This is a genomic window from Flavobacterium johnsoniae (genome assembly GCF_030388325.1).
GTDB lineage: Bacteria > Bacteroidota > Bacteroidia > Flavobacteriales > Flavobacteriaceae > Flavobacterium > Flavobacterium johnsoniae_C.
This window is the reverse complement of the sequence record NZ_CP103794.1, coordinates 4,721,879-4,737,127: the sequence shown is the minus strand read 5'-3', so window position 1 is coordinate 4,737,127 and position 15,249 is coordinate 4,721,879. Positions and strand designations below refer to the sequence as shown.

At 31.2% G+C, this 15,249-nt stretch carries 18 protein-coding genes; 10 read left to right on the top strand and 8 right to left on the bottom strand.

Annotated elements, in window-relative coordinates; translation table 11 throughout:
- Window positions 1–4: 4 nt before the first annotated feature.
- The 3 genes from NYQ10_RS20075 to NYQ10_RS20065 all read right to left on the bottom strand — a co-directional run bounded on the left by NYQ10_RS20075 (window position 5) and on the right by NYQ10_RS20065 (window position 2,266).
- Window positions 5–424, bottom strand: a complete 420-nt coding sequence (locus tag NYQ10_RS20075) for a hypothetical protein (RefSeq protein WP_289878006.1) — start codon at window positions 422–424, stop codon at window positions 5–7.
- 33 nt (window positions 425–457) lie between these two features.
- Window positions 458–1,000, bottom strand: a complete 543-nt coding sequence (locus NYQ10_RS20070; RefSeq protein ID WP_289878005.1) for an RNA polymerase sigma factor — start codon at window positions 998–1,000, stop codon at window positions 458–460.
- Between the two features lie 75 nt (window positions 1,001–1,075).
- Complete coding sequence (locus tag NYQ10_RS20065; protein ID WP_289878004.1) at window positions 1,076–2,266, bottom strand: SRPBCC family protein; 1,191 nt, start codon at window positions 2,264–2,266, stop codon at window positions 1,076–1,078.
- Between the two features lie 446 nt (window positions 2,267–2,712).
- On the opposite strand from NYQ10_RS20065, the gene NYQ10_RS20055 reads away from it, so the two are divergent.
- Window positions 2,713–3,093 (top strand): nucleoside triphosphate pyrophosphohydrolase family protein, encoded by a 381-nt coding sequence (locus NYQ10_RS20055; RefSeq protein WP_289878003.1) that lies wholly within the window; start codon window positions 2,713–2,715, stop codon window positions 3,091–3,093.
- 288 nt (window positions 3,094–3,381) lie between these two features.
- Here NYQ10_RS20055 and NYQ10_RS20050 read toward each other — a convergent pair whose 3' ends face one another.
- Window positions 3,382–4,452, bottom strand: a complete 1,071-nt coding sequence (locus tag NYQ10_RS20050; RefSeq protein WP_289878002.1) for a branched-chain amino acid aminotransferase — start codon at window positions 4,450–4,452, stop codon at window positions 3,382–3,384.
- A gap of 307 nt (window positions 4,453–4,759) precedes the next feature.
- Between NYQ10_RS20050 and mnmD the strand changes: the two genes are divergently transcribed.
- Complete coding sequence (gene mnmD / locus NYQ10_RS20045) at window positions 4,760–5,422, top strand: tRNA (5-methylaminomethyl-2-thiouridine)(34)-methyltransferase MnmD (RefSeq protein WP_289878001.1); 663 nt, start codon at window positions 4,760–4,762, stop codon at window positions 5,420–5,422.
- A gap of 167 nt (window positions 5,423–5,589) precedes the next feature.
- Window positions 5,590–5,787, top strand: coding sequence for a hypothetical protein (locus NYQ10_RS20040; protein WP_276172792.1), 198 nt, complete (start codon window positions 5,590–5,592; stop codon window positions 5,785–5,787).
- Between the two features lie 29 nt (window positions 5,788–5,816).
- Here NYQ10_RS20040 and NYQ10_RS20035 read toward each other — a convergent pair whose 3' ends face one another.
- Window positions 5,817–6,761, bottom strand: coding sequence for a LysR substrate-binding domain-containing protein (locus tag NYQ10_RS20035; RefSeq protein WP_289878000.1), 945 nt, complete (start codon window positions 6,759–6,761; stop codon window positions 5,817–5,819).
- Between the two features lie 106 nt (window positions 6,762–6,867).
- Between NYQ10_RS20035 and NYQ10_RS20030 the strand changes: the two genes are divergently transcribed.
- The 4 genes from NYQ10_RS20030 to can all read left to right on the top strand — a co-directional run bounded on the left by NYQ10_RS20030 (window position 6,868) and on the right by can (window position 10,232).
- A complete protein-coding gene (locus NYQ10_RS20030; protein WP_111288607.1) occupies window positions 6,868–7,347 on the top strand; it encodes a Dps family protein in 480 nt (159 codons plus the stop codon).
- 122 nt (window positions 7,348–7,469) lie between these two features.
- Entirely contained in the window at window positions 7,470–7,751 is a 282-nt protein-coding gene (locus NYQ10_RS20025) for a hypothetical protein (protein WP_276172795.1), read from the top strand.
- Between the two features lie 84 nt (window positions 7,752–7,835).
- The gene (locus NYQ10_RS20020; protein WP_289877999.1) at window positions 7,836–9,482 is read left to right on the top strand and encodes a SulP family inorganic anion transporter; all 1,647 of its coding nucleotides are present in this window, start codon (window positions 7,836–7,838) and stop codon (window positions 9,480–9,482) included.
- 114 nt (window positions 9,483–9,596) lie between these two features.
- The gene (can, locus tag NYQ10_RS20015) at window positions 9,597–10,232 is read left to right on the top strand and encodes a carbonate dehydratase (RefSeq protein WP_109194404.1); all 636 of its coding nucleotides are present in this window, start codon (window positions 9,597–9,599) and stop codon (window positions 10,230–10,232) included.
- A 39-nt stretch (window positions 10,233–10,271) separates the two neighbouring features.
- Here can and NYQ10_RS20010 read toward each other — a convergent pair whose 3' ends face one another.
- Window positions 10,272–11,474, bottom strand: a complete 1,203-nt coding sequence (locus NYQ10_RS20010) for an LETM1-related biofilm-associated protein (RefSeq protein WP_289877998.1) — start codon at window positions 11,472–11,474, stop codon at window positions 10,272–10,274.
- Between the two features lie 109 nt (window positions 11,475–11,583).
- Complete coding sequence (locus NYQ10_RS20005; protein ID WP_184160782.1) at window positions 11,584–12,111, bottom strand: superoxide dismutase family protein; 528 nt, start codon at window positions 12,109–12,111, stop codon at window positions 11,584–11,586.
- Between the two features lie 216 nt (window positions 12,112–12,327).
- On the opposite strand from NYQ10_RS20005, the gene NYQ10_RS20000 reads away from it, so the two are divergent.
- The 3 genes from NYQ10_RS20000 to NYQ10_RS19990 all read left to right on the top strand — a co-directional run bounded on the left by NYQ10_RS20000 (window position 12,328) and on the right by NYQ10_RS19990 (window position 13,893).
- A complete protein-coding gene (locus tag NYQ10_RS20000) occupies window positions 12,328–12,765 on the top strand; it encodes an META domain-containing protein (protein ID WP_289877997.1) in 438 nt (145 codons plus the stop codon).
- 21 nt (window positions 12,766–12,786) lie between these two features.
- On the top strand, window positions 12,787–13,302 hold the full coding sequence (locus tag NYQ10_RS19995) for a DUF4251 domain-containing protein (protein ID WP_289877996.1): 516 nt from the start codon (window positions 12,787–12,789) through the stop codon (window positions 13,300–13,302).
- Window positions 13,303–13,407: 105 nt separating this feature from the next.
- Window positions 13,408–13,893, top strand: coding sequence for a hypothetical protein (locus NYQ10_RS19990; protein WP_289877994.1), 486 nt, complete (start codon window positions 13,408–13,410; stop codon window positions 13,891–13,893).
- A 76-nt stretch (window positions 13,894–13,969) separates the two neighbouring features.
- Here NYQ10_RS19990 and NYQ10_RS19985 read toward each other — a convergent pair whose 3' ends face one another.
- On the bottom strand, window positions 13,970–15,064 hold the full coding sequence (locus NYQ10_RS19985) for a glycoside hydrolase family 18 protein (RefSeq protein WP_289877993.1): 1,095 nt from the start codon (window positions 15,062–15,064) through the stop codon (window positions 13,970–13,972).
- Window positions 15,065–15,249 lie beyond the last annotated feature (185 nt).

The window sequence follows — 15,249 nt, the reverse complement described above, 5'->3', positions numbered from 1 at the left end:
AGTTTTAATTTTGTTCTGAAATCAGATGTTCTATATTCGGACTTGTGGATAAAATGTCTTCTAAAGTTTCATCTTCCAGAGTTATATCATTGTTTAGTTTTTCAATGTCGCTATCATCTAACTTTTGAATTAAATCATACTGACTTAAATTAGATTGATAAGATAAATACGTTTCTAATGTGGCTTCATCAAGCTCATTTGATGTTGCTCTGTAATTGTTTACAATCGGAATCATTAAAGCAAAACCAATTAATGCCGCTGCCGCCAGCGAAAGATTTTTTTTGCGTTTGTAAAAAGGAATTACTTTAACTTCTTTTTTATCTAATTGCTGTAAAACCTTTTCTGAAAAATCATCAAAATAATTTTCTGGAGTTTTAAATCCAGATTTTATTTTTGGTTCGTTTTCTAATTTAAATGCTTTCATAATATCTATAAGATAGTTTTAGTTACCAAAGGTTTAATTTGAAGTAACATATAATTCAATTTTTTTTACTGCATGATGATAAGATGCTTTTAAAGCACCTACCGAAGTTCCTAAGATTTCGGCTATTTCTTCGTATTTTAATTCTTCAAAATATTTCATTTTGAAAACCAATTGTTGTTTTTCCGGAAGCGTTACAATTGCTTTTTGAAGTTTGATTTGAATTTCATCTCCATCAAAATAAAGATCAGCTTTTAGATTGTCAATTGTTTTATTTTGAAGATCTTCAGACGAGATACCGCTCAGTTTTGCTTTTTGAGACAGAAAAGTCAAAGCTTCATTTGTGGCAATACGATACATCCAGGAAAAGAGTTTACTTTCTCCTTTAAAGTTTTTAAGATATTGAAAGACTTTTATAAAAGTATTCTGCAAGACATCATCTGCATCATCATGATTCAAAACAATATTTCGAATATGAGAATACAACGGACGCTGATAATCAGACAAGAGTTTTTGAAACGCTGTATTTTGCGTTTGAGGGTTTAATAATTGTTTTATAAATTCCTTCTCGTCTATCAAACTTTTTTGTTGTAAACCTTCTTAATATACATTAGACTGAATTTGAAACAAAAGGTTTAAAAAAACTTTTGAAATTTAGAATTCAGAGTCTTCTTCTTGCGTAGGAGCAGGAGTTGGTGCAGGAGCTGGTTTCTTTTTAACAGGCTCTTTTCGTGGTTCTGTACGAGGTTCGCTTGTTGGAGTTTCTCCTTGAGTTTCGCTTGATGTTTGCGGTGTGTAAACAGGTTCTGTTACAACAGGAACTACTTTTGGTTTTATAGGAAAATAAATCTCTGTAACCAATTTAGATGATGCTTTTACATCTAATTTGCTAAGTGTCCAAATTTCTAAATGTGACCAGCTTAAATCTGGAATTATTTTTTGATTATTGATGTAAGCCGTTGTTTTTGTAATAGCTTCATTTCGATGCGAATAATCTCCGTTAAGAGTAGTTTTTACAGCATCAAAACCATTTAATTTCCCAGATAGAATATCGCTTCCAGAACTGATAGAAATTTCTTTATTAATTGGTAAACAGATCGAAATTTTGGCTAAACCAGTATTTGTATCGTAAGTATGATAGATTATAAATGGTTTTCCGTTGGCAGATAATCCATTTGTTTCACTAAAATGAATTAGTTTTGGAATAACAATTCTAGCGTTCTTATTCACTTTTGAAATTTCACTTGTAAAAGTCTGACGTATGTATGGAGTGTCTTCTTTTTTCACAATTCCATCCACTTTAACCGCATAAGTTTTAGTTTCGTAGTCTAGATTTTTGTCAATATTTACCAAGCTTTTTTCATAAATAGTTCCGATAACTTTATCAGAACCTCCATGCAAAGAAGTATAGATTTTAAATAAAAAACTCATCGTACCTTTTGCTCTCCAAGTAACTTTTGTTTTTCCGTTTAAAGTATCTTTCAAAGTCCAGCTTACGTCGGCTTCTGTGCCGTCATATTGCATTTTTTGAGCAATGCTTTCGCCTTCTTTTGTTTTAAGTGTTATTGCATTTCCTTTTCCATCTGCACCATCCCAATAAAAAGAAGCGCCATTTCCGCTTGTTTTATTAGCAAAAGTCATTTTTATAGAAGGATCTTCAACCGACCAAGATTCAAAATCTTCGTAATTTCTAAAATCATTAAGATAATTATAAACTGTTGCGCGAGGCGAATTGATAACTTTACTTCTTTCTACAGAGAAATTTCCTTTTTGGGTAGCAACGAAAACAGTAAGAGCAACAAAGCTTAATAAAGCAAAAAGAAATAAATACTTAAGAATTTTCATTGGTAGATTGTTTGGTTCGTAAAGTTATAAATTTTATCTTCAGTCTTACTAATAACCGATAATTATTAGGTTTTATTTTATGGCTTTTGATTTTTATTTAAAAACGGACTCTGAAAAATATTTTATCTTTTAAAGAATATTTTAATCAAAAACAAAATAGCAATAAAGAGTAAAAAAACAAGAAGTACTTTGTAATTTCCTTTGTAAAAGATTTTATGCAACGCTAAATCTTTTCGATAAGCAAAAATCATTATGATTACAAATGCAATAAAAAAACACACTCCAAATAGTATTTGTCCTTGACTAAACATAGTTTTAAAATTATTTTTGACAAATTTAGAGAATTGTATACGATTTGCTGCTAAATTGGCTTTTCATTTCGTGCAATAAATTTTCGAATTTATTTTAAAGTGACTTATATTAGCAAAAAAAAGGAAAACTATAATATGAAAAAACAACTCGACGCCGTAACAGAATTTCACACCGCTTTTAAAATTGGTCATAGTACAACTCCAGTTGCCGATGTAGGAGCAGAAAAAAAATTACTTCGTTATAATTTAATGAAGGAAGAAAATGAGGAATATTACGAAGCGGTTCAGAATAATGATTTAGTTGAAATTGCTGATGCGCTTGGCGATATGATGTATATTTTGTGCGGAACAATTATCGAACACGGACTTCAGGATAAAATTGAAGCTGTTTTTGATGAAATTCAGCGTAGTAATATGAGTAAACTTGGTGAAGACGGAAAGCCAATTTATAGAGAAGACGGAAAAGTAATGAAAGGACCAAATTATTTTAAACCTGATTTTTCGAAATTGTTGTAAAGAAGATTAAACGCAAAGAACGCTAAGTTTTTTTCTGTAGTTCTTATAAAAAAACAAAGTCCGCAAAGCTTTACGTTATTTTTGTCATTTCGACGAAGGAGAAATCTTCGCAAGAAACTCCACATAGCAAATCGATAATCTTTGTCGAGCTACTTACGAAGATTTCTCCTTCGTCGAAATGACAAGATTGAGTTTAATATCTTATCTTCACGATAAAATTTTATAATAAAGCCAAATAAAAAACCCGATAAAACTAAATTTATCGGGTTTCTCTTTTTATATTTTGGATTATTGAACCTTAACTGTCCATCCAAAAGTATCTTCAGAAAGTTTATTTTGAAGATTTGTTAGTTTTTCTTTTAATAAAGAAGCGTATGAATTCTCAATTGGAGTCATTTCATAATATTCGTCTTTATATGAGAATCCTTTAATAACACTAATTACAGCGGCAGTTCCCGCGCCGAAGATTTCTTTCAAAGATCCGTTTTTAGCTGCTTCAACCAATTCAGAAACAATAACTGGGCGAACTTCAACTTTTAATCCTTCTTTTTCAGCCATTGCAATTAAACTTTTTCTAGTAACACCATCTAAAATTCTTTCGCTTGTTGGAGCTGTTAATAAAGTATCATTAATTCTGAAGAAAACGTTCATTGTTCCCGCTTCTTCTAGTTTTGTGTGCGTTGCGTCATCAGTCCAAATAACTTGTTGGAAACCATCTTTGTTTGCCAGGTTAGTTGGGTAAAATTGTGCAGCATAGTTTCCGGCAGCTTTTGCAGCACCAATTCCACCATTTGCAGCTCTACTGAAATGCTCAGCGATAATTACTTTTACTTCGCCTCCGTAATATGCTTTTGCAGGAGAAAGTAAAATCATAAATTTATATTCGTCAGATGGATTTGCAATTACTCCAGGTCCAGTTGCAATCATAAAAGGACGGATGTACATACTTGCCCCGTTTCCTCTTTGAATCCAGTCTTTGTCTAATTTTAATAATTCATTCAAACCATCCATAAAAATAGCCTCAGGAACTTCTGGCATCGCCATTCTTACAGCAGATTTATTAAAACGGATGAAGTTTTCATCTGGTCTAAACAACCAAACATCATTATTGTCATCTTTATAAGCTTTCATTCCTTCAAAAATTGCTTGTCCGTAGTGGAAGACTTTTGAAGATGGATCCATTAGAATAGGAGCATAAGGCTTAATGACAGGATTTTGCCATTGTCCGTCTTTAAAATCGCATTCGAATAAATGGTCTGTAAATACAGCGCCAAAACTTAAGTTTTCAAAATCTACTTCGTTTATTTTCGTAGAAGTAGCTTTTATGATTTCAATTTTGCTTGTTTGAGTTGTACTCATAGTTCTGTAAGTTTTTTGTGAGATATCTTTCACTATAGAAAATCTAAAGTAATGATATCATGGAAAATAGAATTTATTGAATGCAAAATTAAGTAAAAATATGTAAAAAGCTTAGTGAAAATTCATTATTTAATGGTTTTAATTGAGATTTATTTATCCTATAATAAACTCAAATATTTAATTGATTTTTATAAAGAATTTATGAAAAAACTATCGATTTTTAAGGCTTTACGCATTAGTTTTGACTAAATTTGAATATTAAAACGGCTTGAAAATCAATAAAAAGCTATTGTAAATTTCTAAAAAAGTGAAAAGAGAAATAATTAAAACGTTAGATGGCTCAACTACAATTCGTTTGCCAGAATGGGACGAATGTTATCATTCTAAACACGGTGCAATTCAGGAAGCAAAACACGTATTTATACAAAATGGACTTTCATTATTTGAAAAACCAATAAGTATATTAGAAATTGGTTTTGGAACTGGATTAAATGCATTTATTACTTTTTTGGAAGCCATTCGAAAAAATCAAAAAATAGATTATGTTGGAGTAGAAGCTTATCCTGTTGATGCGGATGAAATTTTAGAAATGAATTATGCAGAAGAATTGGAAGCATTGGAATTTAGTAACATTTTTGAAAAAATGCATAAATCGAATTGGAACGAAAAAGTAGAAATTTGCGACCAGTTCTCGTTAACCAAAAGGAAACAATTTTTTGATGAAATAGACGATTTTGAAACTTTTGATTTGATTTACTTTGATGCCTTCGGATATAGAGTGCAACCGGAGCTTTGGAGTACAGAAATTTTTAAAAAAATGTACAATAGTTTAAAGCCTAATGGAGTTTTGGTTACTTACGCAGCGCGCGGCGTTGTTAAAAGAAGTATGATTTCTGTAGGATTTACTGTCGAAAAATTAGCGGGGCCTCCTGGAAAACGAGAAATGTTTAGAGCCTTTAAAAACCTTTAAAAATGAGTTGTTTAGAATGATTCTATATTGATTTATATGTTTTAAGAAAACGTATTCGTTGCTAAAGTTTTTAAAATATTTAGTTAAAAATGAATTTTATGTTTGTTAATTGTTTAAATTTGGCTCGAGTTTAAAAAATAGATAACCCCCGAAAATCTTATTTTATTATGTCAAAAATGATGTTTGATTACACGAAATCAATACTTGAGAGAGTTAGTTTCGATCCGATACTTTTCTGCAAAGAGCTAGAAAAAGCTATCAAGACACTGTTACCTTATGAAATGGAACAATTACAAGAATGGTTATTAAGTTTTGTAATCGAAAAGCCAGAATTAAAACAAAGTCTACTACTTATTAAAGCATAAAAAAAGGAGCCAAATTGGCTCCTTTTTTATTACGCTTTCTTTTGCAGCGGACTAATGATTTGAACATTCTGAAAAACAATTGCGCCTTTTACAACGCCAGCAATTGTAGATCGAATTGCGTCAATGATTTGCATTTTTAATTCGCTCTTTGGGTAAATCAAACTTACCTCTCGAGCAGGTTTCGGTTCCTTAAAGTTTCGAAGTTTCAGTTTATCGGATTCTTTTAAGTCTAAGGTGTGCAAGTACGGAAGTAACGTTGTGCCCAAACCTTCGTCTGCCAATTTAATTAAGGTTTCAAAACTACCGCTTTGGATCTGGAAGTTATTTTGATCAGCATCAGAAACGCTTTTGCAAAGATTTAAAATTCCGTCTCTAAAGCAATGTCCGTCTTGAAGAAGCAGAATTTCGTTTAGATTTAAATCAGAAACCTCTATTTCTTGTTTTCCAAAAATGGCATGTTGTTCTGGAATGTATGCTACAAACGGTTCAAAATACAAAACGATTTCTTTAATCTTTTCATCTTCCAATGGAGTTGCAGCGATAGCGGCGTCTAAATGTCCGTTTTTAAGCTTAACAATAATTTCTTCAGTATTTAATTCTTCAATTAAGAGCTTAACTTTTGGATATTTTTTAATGAAATTATTTAAAAACATAGGCAAAAGTGTCGGCATAATCGTCGGAATTATACCTAAACGAAATTCTCCACCAATAAAACCTTTCTGTTGTTCTACAATATCTTTAATACGATCAGCTTCGTTTACGATATTCTTAGCTTGATTTACTATTTTCTGACCAATATCAGTAAGTTGAATAGGTTTTTTGCTTCTGTCAAATATTAAGATATTAAGTTCTTCTTCAATCTTTTGTATTTGCATGCTTAACGTTGGCTGTGTTACAAAGCATTTTTCGGCGGCAAGTGTGAAGTTTTTGTGTTCGGCAACTGCTAACACATATTGTAATTGAGTTATAGTCATGTTGATAGTAATTTGTGATGCAAAAATAAGAAAATATAATTTTTATTTATATTTATTTTATGAAAGTTACTTTAATTTTGTAGTAAATTAGTGTAAAAAAGAGATTATGAAGACAAATATTTTAGGATTACCTGTAAAAGAATCAGAATTATTAGTAAAAGAATTAAATGTGCTTTTATCCAACTTTCAAGTATATTATCAAAATTTGAGAGGAATTCATTGGAACATTCGCGGAAAGCGTTTTTTTGATTTACATGTAAAATTTGAAGAATTATATACAGATGCTCAATTAAAAATAGATATGATAGCCGAAAGAGTTTTGACAATTGGTGGAACGCCTTTGCACACTTTTGAAGACTACATCAAAAATAACAAATTAACTGTTGGGAAGAATATTTCTAATGATGAAAAAGCGGTTCAGTTAATTGTTCATTCTTTATCAGATTTATTAAAAATTGAAAGAGAAATATTAAACAAATCGGACGAAATTAACGATGAAGGAACCAATTCAATGATGAGCGACTTCATTTCTGAGCAAGAAAAAACAATCTGGATGATGAATGCTTGGTTAGAAGAAACACTTTAACTAATTGTTTTTTAATGAAATAAAAGCAGAATGCGGTAAAAATTGCATTCTGCTTTTCTGTTTATGTTAAATTTCTATAAAAATCTCTTTGATTTTATTTGTTTAACGCTATTTTTGTTTTGATGAAATTCGTAGCCCGCATATTATTATTCATATTCATTGCTTTCTTATCTACCCCGACAATTGTTCAGGCGTTAAAGAAAGGAAATGGTGCGGTTGTGTCTTTTAGTATTGCTGAAGAAGAAGTTCATAAAGAACTTAAAAATGTAGTTCATCCAACAGTTTTAGAGCATGAAGTTTTAATTCCGGTTTGCATCGAGAAGAAAACAATCATTTCTGAAAATATTGTAAAACTTGACAATATTTCTCCGAGCATATTTGCTCCACCTCCCAATTTAGTATAATACTTCCGATTATTTTGATCTTTAACCGCATTTCATTCTGAGATGAGGGAAATCTTTAATGAATAATTTTTTTAGTATTGTATTATGACAAAAAAAATCAATCTTTTTGCCAACCTTAAATCTGATTTTGCTTCAGGTTTAGTGGTTTTTTTGGTGGCTCTTCCGTTGTGTTTAGGTATTGCAATGGCTTCTGGAGCGCCATTATTTTCTGGAATTATCGCTGGTGTTATTGGTGGTATCGTAGTAGGATATCTAAGCCAATCACATATTAGTGTATCAGGTCCAGCTGCAGGGTTAACTGCTATTGTTTTAACCGCAATTACTGATTTAGGAGCTTTCGATGTATTTTTAATGTCTGTTTTTATTGCTGGATTAATTCAATTAGCATTAGGATTCTTAAGAGCCGGAAGTATATCAAACTATTTTCCAACAAATGTGATTGAAGGAATGCTAGCAGGTATCGGAATTATCATTATTCTAAAACAAATACCACACGCATTTGGGTATGATGCAGATTACGAAGGAGATCAGGCTTTTATACAAAATGACGGAAGTAATTCTTTTTCGTTTCTGTTTGATGTTTTAAATCACATTCAATTAGGAGCCGTTGTAGTAACATTAGTTTCGCTAACAATTTTGCTTTGTTGGGAAAAAGTTTCTTTTCTAAAAAGAATAAAATTAGTTCCAGGAGCTTTAATTGCAGTTATTGCGGGAGTAGTTTTAAACGAAATATTTATATCAACAGGAAGTTCTTTGGCAATTGGAAAAGAACATTTGGTTTCTTTGCCAGTTCCAAAATCTTTTGATGATTTTAAATCAATTATAATTATGCCAAATTTTGCATCGGTTACCAATCCGCAGGTTTGGGTTGTGGCTCTCACAATTGCAATTGTGGCTTCTATTGAAACGCTTTTATGTATTGAAGCTTCTGATAGAATGGATGTTCAGAAACGATATACTAATACCAATGTTGAGCTTAAAGCTCAAGGAATTGGAAATGTTGTAAGTTCACTTTTAGGAGGTCTTCCAATGACATCTGTTGTGGTGCGTTCATCAGCAAATAATAATGCAGGAGCAAAATCAAAAATGTCTACCATTATTCATGGTGTACTTTTATTAATAAGTGTTTTATCTATTCCGATGATTCTGAACAAAATTCCCTTGGCAACTTTGGCAACTGTTCTGATCTTGGTCGGATATAAATTAGCAAAACCAGCAACTTTTATGCATTTCTGGAAAAAGGGGAAATACCAGTTTGTCCCTTTTATTGCAACTTTGGTCTTTGTCGTTGCGACAGATTTGCTAAAAGGTGTTGCGTTGGGTATAATCATCAGTATTATTTTTGTTTTGAGAGGAAATCTTAAGAGAGCTTATATCTTCAAAAAAGAAGAATATGAAGACGGAGATATTATTCATATCGATTTGGCGCAAGAAGTTTCATTTTTAAATAAAGCAGCAATCAAACAAACTTTAAATGAAATTCCTGAAAATTCTAAAGTAATTATAAATGCTCATGATACGGAATATATCGCTCATGATGTTTTGGATTTAATTCGTGAATTCAAAGAAACAAGAGCGATTGATGAAAATATTAAAGTAAAGCTGAAAGGCTTTAAAGAAGCTTACGAATTAGAAAATACGCCTGAAAATAATAATCATGTTACGATTGAACATTATTATGATGTGGCAAAAAGGGAAGTGGTTAAAAAAGAAGTTGTTAGAGGAGAATAATAAAATTTAGGTGCTTTTGAGGTAAAAAAAATGTCAAAATTTAGGTAACTTTACATCAAGTTCATTTTTTGAGACTATTATAACTTAGAAATTACCACACAAAAAATAAAAAAAATGAGAAAATTTTATGAGCAGTTGCTAGAAAACAATAAAAAGTGGGTTGAAACTTCATTAGCAAAAGATCCGAATTATTTTGCTGATTTGGCAAAAGGACAACAACCGCCATTATTATGGATTGGATGTTCTGATAGCCGTGTTCCTGCAAACGAAATTGTAGGCGCAAAACCTGGTGAAGTTTTTGTACACAGAAACATTGCTAACATGGTTGTTCACTCTGATATGAATATGTTAAGTGTTCTGGATTATGCTGTAAATGTTTTGAAAATTAAACATATTATCGTTTGCGGACATTACGGATGCGGTGGTGTAAAAGCAGCAATGGGACACCAATCTGTTGGAATTATCGACAACTGGCTTCGTCATATTAAAGATGAATATCGTTTACATGATAAATATTTGAATTCAATTGAAAACGAAGAAGAGCGTTTTAATGCTTTTGTTGAAATCAATGCAAAAGAGCAGGTTTACAACTTAGCAAAAACATCAATTGTTCAAAATGCTTGGAAAAATGGACAAGATTTAATGGTTCACGGCTGGGTTTACGGTTTAAATTCAGGTTTTGTAACTGATTTGAATGTAACCATTAGTTCAAACGAAGAACTGGATTCAGTTTATCAATTAGATCTTTAATCGATATAAAAAAGAAATCGCCTCAAAAAGGCGATTTTTTTATTCGTTTTCGTCTAAATTCTCATTAAATGCCGATGGCAACATTGTTGGTATAAACTTAATTAATATAGGCAATAGCAAGCTCCCTCCAGGAAGCAAAAATATAGTCAGAGACGGAATGGTTTTGCAAATGTCTAAAAGCTGCTTTTTTACTTTTTTCTTCTCTTTTGCATCCAAATCTCTTGTTGTAGAATAGGCAAGCAGTACAACAAGTTCCTTACTTTGCATAATTTCTCTAACCAATCTGTTTTTATTTCTGACAATCAGTTTTATAACGCTATGCGTCATTTGATCGTAGAAATGTTTAACAGGATTTGAATAATTAAAATATGGAATTTTCTTTCTATGCGTTGTAATAAAAGTATTGGTTGTATCCATACTCTGTGTTACAAAATCGTCAGAAACGCCCATTGTAGAGCCTAAAGCGTATAAGAAATAAGATTCTTCATTTTCAACAACACCATCGCTCCATAAAGCCATTCCAGCCATGTCGATCAGGTAATATTGTTCTAATTTATTTTTAAAATAATCAAGATTCAAAGTTTCTAAAGTTTCTACAGTTACTTTTGAGAATTTTGAATACCGTATTGATGCTTCAAAAAGTTTAATTAATAAATCATCATGCTGTGATTTTACAGTTTTGGTTTTCAAAGCCAAACCTACAATTCCAAGAACGGTTTCTTCAATACGTTTTAGATATTTTTCTGGAATTTGACCGTGTTCTAAATATTGTCTAAAAGCCAAAACATCAATAAATAATAAAGCATTGGTTACCAAATGCGAAAAGTTTTTACTGATAATGCTATCGTTTGTCTGAACTCTTTGATCAATTATATTTTCTAGAGATAGAGAAGGAGTGTCTTTAGGCAATAAGATTTTAAACAAATTAAACCCCTCTGGATTCATCTGTTTGTAAAACTTTAAAACTTCTGAAATAAAATTTTTAGGTTCCGAATTTCTTTTTTCTAAACAAAAAACATGATAAAGCGTGTTAAGTAACGCTGTTTTAGAAATTTCGGTTTTAAACCATCCTTTAATCGGAATCGGGATTTGTGAATCTATAGCAATAATATGGCCATATATAAACCCCGTTTCTCTTACTTTATAGTAAAATGAATCTACTGTTTCAAAAGGAATTGCTTCTGAAAACTTCTGTTCACTAAAAAACTTATCGATCCAGCCTGGTGCTGATGGGTTAATCATTGACTTAATTTTGCTGATGCAAAGCTATGTCTTTTTCTTGTTTTAGAATTAATTTTAAATGAAATAACCGCTATTTTTTGTGAAAATATAGCGGTTATTATGATTTTTCTTATTTGATAATTCCTGCGCAAGCTACTCTTCCTCCCGCATTTCCAGTTGGTTGAGTGGTGAAATCATCTGTTCCTGCGTGAACAATTAGACCTTTTCCTAGAATGTCTTTGTTACTGTCTCCACATCCAATACACCATTCGTCTGTAGTTAGCGTTATAGAGCCGTTACCTTTTGCATCAGCAGTAAAGTTTCCGATATCTCCTTTATGATATTCTCCAACGCCCCATTTTCCATGTTTTTTGAAAGTTGGATTCCAGTGTCCGCCGGCAGAACTTCCATCGGCAGAACTACAATCTGCCTTTTCATGAATATGGATAGCGTGAACTCCTGGTTCTAGACCTGTCATTTTTGCAACAACGGTAACTTTACCATTTTTTTCAGTAAAAACAGCTGTTCCGCCAACTTTACTATTGCTTTTTGGTTCTAAAGCAACTGTCAAAGTTTTTGCGTCATTTGATTTGTTATTTGTCTTACAGCCAACGATTAAAGCTGTAATTATAGCGAAAGAAACGATTAGTTTTTTCATATATACGGGCATTTTTAATTAAAGATTAAGTAAATTTAACATAAAATAACGGAATACTTTAACTCTAAAAGTTAAAAAAAAGTCAAACTATACGTTATAATTTAATATCGATTGAGCACAAAACCGAAAAATATTGCTTAAATTCGTTATGGTTTCAAAGCATTTTTTTAGGAGCCAAACTTCTCTAATTCGTTCATATTTAATATTTAAAGTTATATGAAAAAGATTCTTACTCTCGTTTTTTTTAGTTTAATATTACTTTCGTGTAGTGCTTCTAAAAGCAAAATTAATAATGCCGCTTCACAACTTGATGGCACTTGGGAACTGAACTATATTACTGGACCGCGAATTACATTTGATGGTTTATATCCAAATAAAAAACCAACTATAAATTTTGACACAAAAGAGTATAGAGTTTCAGGAAATAATAGCTGTAATTCTTATACAGGAAAATTGATTATAACAGACAACAAAATTGATTTTACTCAGCCTATGGCGGTCACTAAAATGATGTGTTTGGATAATCAAGGCGAACAAGTCTATATGAATACACTTCAAAAGATAACATCATTTGATGTTACTGATGATGGAAAAACTTTAAATTTTATTTCTGGCGATATTGCCATGATGCGATTTACCAAAAAAGAAAAATAATTCTACTTTAATTTATATTTTATGTCAGTTAGACTACCTATTTTATTGCTAATATGTCTGTTAAGTTTTCCAGTTTTTGCACAGCAAAAAACCAAGAAAGAAATTAAGGCAGAAAAAGCTCAAGAAAAACAAAAGGAAATTGAAGAATTGATTGATGCTAAGACTTTTGTTTTTGAAGCTCAAAAAGTTACACCGCAAGGCGGTAGATTAATTATTTTAAATGATTATTCGTATTTCTTAAAATTTAATACGGATACAACTTCTTGTGATTTGCCATTTTTTGGACGCGCCTTTAATGTAGCATACAACGGTGATGGCGGAATGAAATTTGAAGGCAAACCAGAAAATATTAAGGTCGGAAAAAAATCTAAAAACATTAATTTTCAGGCAACTGTAAAAGGTAACAACGATACTTACGATCTAATGTTTAGAATATTTTATAACGGATCGGCAACATTATCAATAAACAGTGTTAACAGGGCGCCTATTAGTTACGATGGAATTATTCGTGCTCCAGAAGAAAAGGTAAAAAAATAAAGAACTTACCCAAATCTCATCCTATTAAATATGTTTTAATGTGTTAAAAATCAATATTGTTTGAAGTATAAAATTTTTAAAAACAACCCAAAACAAATTTTAATTATGAAAAAATTAAGTCTTATTCTTATTTTGGCAATTGCCTCGTTTTCATCTTATGCGCAATCTTCTTTTACGGAAGATTTAGAAGTTGTGCAAAGTGTTTATGGAAAATCTAAAAGTGAACTAGTGAAACAATACATGAATTTGTCTGATGTTCAAGCTTCTGCTTTTGCTAAAGTATATGATGATTATGAAACGCAACGAAAAGCATTAGGTCAGACCAAATTTAAATTGATAAATGATTATGCTGCAAATTATGAAACTCTGACAGATGCAAAAGCAGATGAATTGGCAAAAGGAACTTTGAAAAATCATATTGCTTACGAAAAACTATATTGTAAAACGTATTCAAAAGCGAAAAAAGCAATTGGATCAATTAATGCGGCAAAATTTATTCAGTTAGAAGTTTATTTACAGACCATTATTCGTAGTGAAATTTTAGAGGCTATTCCATTTATTGGTGAATTAGACAAATCAAAAGTTCAATAAATTTACTATTATCTAAAGACAGAAAAAGGCAGTTGTTTATAAAATCAACTGCCTTTTTTTGTGAGTTAAACAAAAATTATTTTTCTGTTTTTACTTTGTAAATTTCATTTACCATTCCGTCACGGAAACTGTCTAAAGTAAGTTCCCAAAACATAATTCCGCCTAATTTTTTAGTTTTTACATATTCAGCTTTTGCCTTAATGGATTTTAAATCATCTGATGTTGCAAAAGTTTTTGTTGTTGCATTGTACCAATATGGCGCTTTAGCTTTATCATCCCAGAAATATTTCCATCCGTTAGCTTCTGTGTAAGTTTTAGCATAGTTTTTAAAATCAACACCTTCAAAATGTTCTCCAGCTTGATACAATCCGTTGTTGATGTTTTCTACGTTTTTCCATTGTCTGGTATAAAATGCACCTCCAATTACTAATTTTTCAGCAGGAACTCCTGCTTTCAATAAAAATTCAACAGCTCTATCTGTAGATTCTTCTTTCGGATTTGTGCTGTATAATGGAGTGTGATGACCAGTAACTTTTGAATATCCATTTACTAAATCATAACTCATAATGTTAATGCGGTTTACAAATGGAGCAACAGCTTTCCAATCGATAGACTCATCTAAACATTTTTGAAAACCTCCTGCAGCAAAACTCAATTCATATTTTTTGCCTAAGGTAGTACGCAATAATTTAACCAATTCAGTAAAATTAGGTTTGTCAGCAGGTTGATATAAATGTCCTGGAAGTCCTTCGATTGATGGATATTCCCAATCTAAATCTAAACCGTCAACCTTATAAGAATCACTTAATTCTTTTACTGATTTTGCAAATTTCAAGCGTCCTTCAGCAGTTGAAAAAGCAGCGGAGCAAGGTTCGCAGCCGCCCCAACCACCAAGTGAAACAATAATTTTTAATTGTGGATTTTTAGCCTTTAAAGAAACTAAATGTTTTATAGTGATTGAATCTTTTGGAGAATCAACAGTCAATTTTCCATCTTTTAAATGGCAAAAACTAAAGATGATTTGATTTAATTTACCAACTTCGTATTCATCAATCAGTTTATAATCGCCTGTGTAGTAGGCAATAATATCCATTTTTTTATTTTTTTGAGCAAAAGTATTCGAGATGCCAAAGCACATTAAAAATAAAGCAATTAGAGTAGTTTGTTTCATTTTTCTGGTTTTTAGAGTTTTTTAGAAAGCTAAAAGTACTGCAATAAATTTGATATTTTGTTATGCCAGCTGAATGAAAATAATAATTTTAACGAATATTTTGCAAATTAATGCAAAAAACTTGCGTCCTGTAGTTAAAATCTTTCGATATTAAAATCTGAAAAAATAAACCCGCACAGTTTCGG

Excerpts from the sequence above, each read along its gene's own strand:
- NYQ10_RS20075 (WP_289878006.1), bottom strand. The coding sequence starts at position 424 with ATGAAAGCATTTAAATTAGAAAACGAACCAAAAATAAAATCTGGATTT.
- NYQ10_RS20065 (WP_289878004.1), bottom strand. The coding sequence starts at position 2,266 with ATGAAAATTCTTAAGTATTTATTTCTTTTTGCTTTATTAAGCTTTGTT.
- NYQ10_RS20055 (WP_289878003.1), top strand. The coding sequence starts at position 2,713 with ATGAAAAAACAACTCGACGCCGTAACAGAATTTCACACCGCTTTTAAA.
- NYQ10_RS20050 (WP_289878002.1), bottom strand. The coding sequence starts at position 4,452 with ATGAGTACAACTCAAACAAGCAAAATTGAAATCATAAAAGCTACTTCT.
- NYQ10_RS20040 (WP_276172792.1), top strand. The coding sequence starts at position 5,590 with ATGTCAAAAATGATGTTTGATTACACGAAATCAATACTTGAGAGAGTT.
- NYQ10_RS20035 (WP_289878000.1), bottom strand. The coding sequence starts at position 6,761 with ATGACTATAACTCAATTACAATATGTGTTAGCAGTTGCCGAACACAAA.
- NYQ10_RS20030 (WP_111288607.1), top strand. The coding sequence starts at position 6,868 with ATGAAGACAAATATTTTAGGATTACCTGTAAAAGAATCAGAATTATTA.
- NYQ10_RS20025 (WP_276172795.1), top strand. The coding sequence starts at position 7,470 with ATGAAATTCGTAGCCCGCATATTATTATTCATATTCATTGCTTTCTTA.
- NYQ10_RS20020 (WP_289877999.1), top strand. The coding sequence starts at position 7,836 with ATGACAAAAAAAATCAATCTTTTTGCCAACCTTAAATCTGATTTTGCT.
- can (WP_109194404.1), top strand. The coding sequence starts at position 9,597 with ATGAGAAAATTTTATGAGCAGTTGCTAGAAAACAATAAAAAGTGGGTT.
- NYQ10_RS20010 (WP_289877998.1), bottom strand. The coding sequence starts at position 11,474 with ATGATTAACCCATCAGCACCAGGCTGGATCGATAAGTTTTTTAGTGAA.
- NYQ10_RS20005 (WP_184160782.1), bottom strand. The coding sequence starts at position 12,111 with ATGAAAAAACTAATCGTTTCTTTCGCTATAATTACAGCTTTAATCGTT.
- NYQ10_RS20000 (WP_289877997.1), top strand. The coding sequence starts at position 12,328 with ATGAAAAAGATTCTTACTCTCGTTTTTTTTAGTTTAATATTACTTTCG.
- NYQ10_RS19995 (WP_289877996.1), top strand. The coding sequence starts at position 12,787 with ATGTCAGTTAGACTACCTATTTTATTGCTAATATGTCTGTTAAGTTTT.
- NYQ10_RS19990 (WP_289877994.1), top strand. The coding sequence starts at position 13,408 with ATGAAAAAATTAAGTCTTATTCTTATTTTGGCAATTGCCTCGTTTTCA.
- NYQ10_RS19985 (WP_289877993.1), bottom strand. The coding sequence starts at position 15,064 with ATGAAACAAACTACTCTAATTGCTTTATTTTTAATGTGCTTTGGCATC.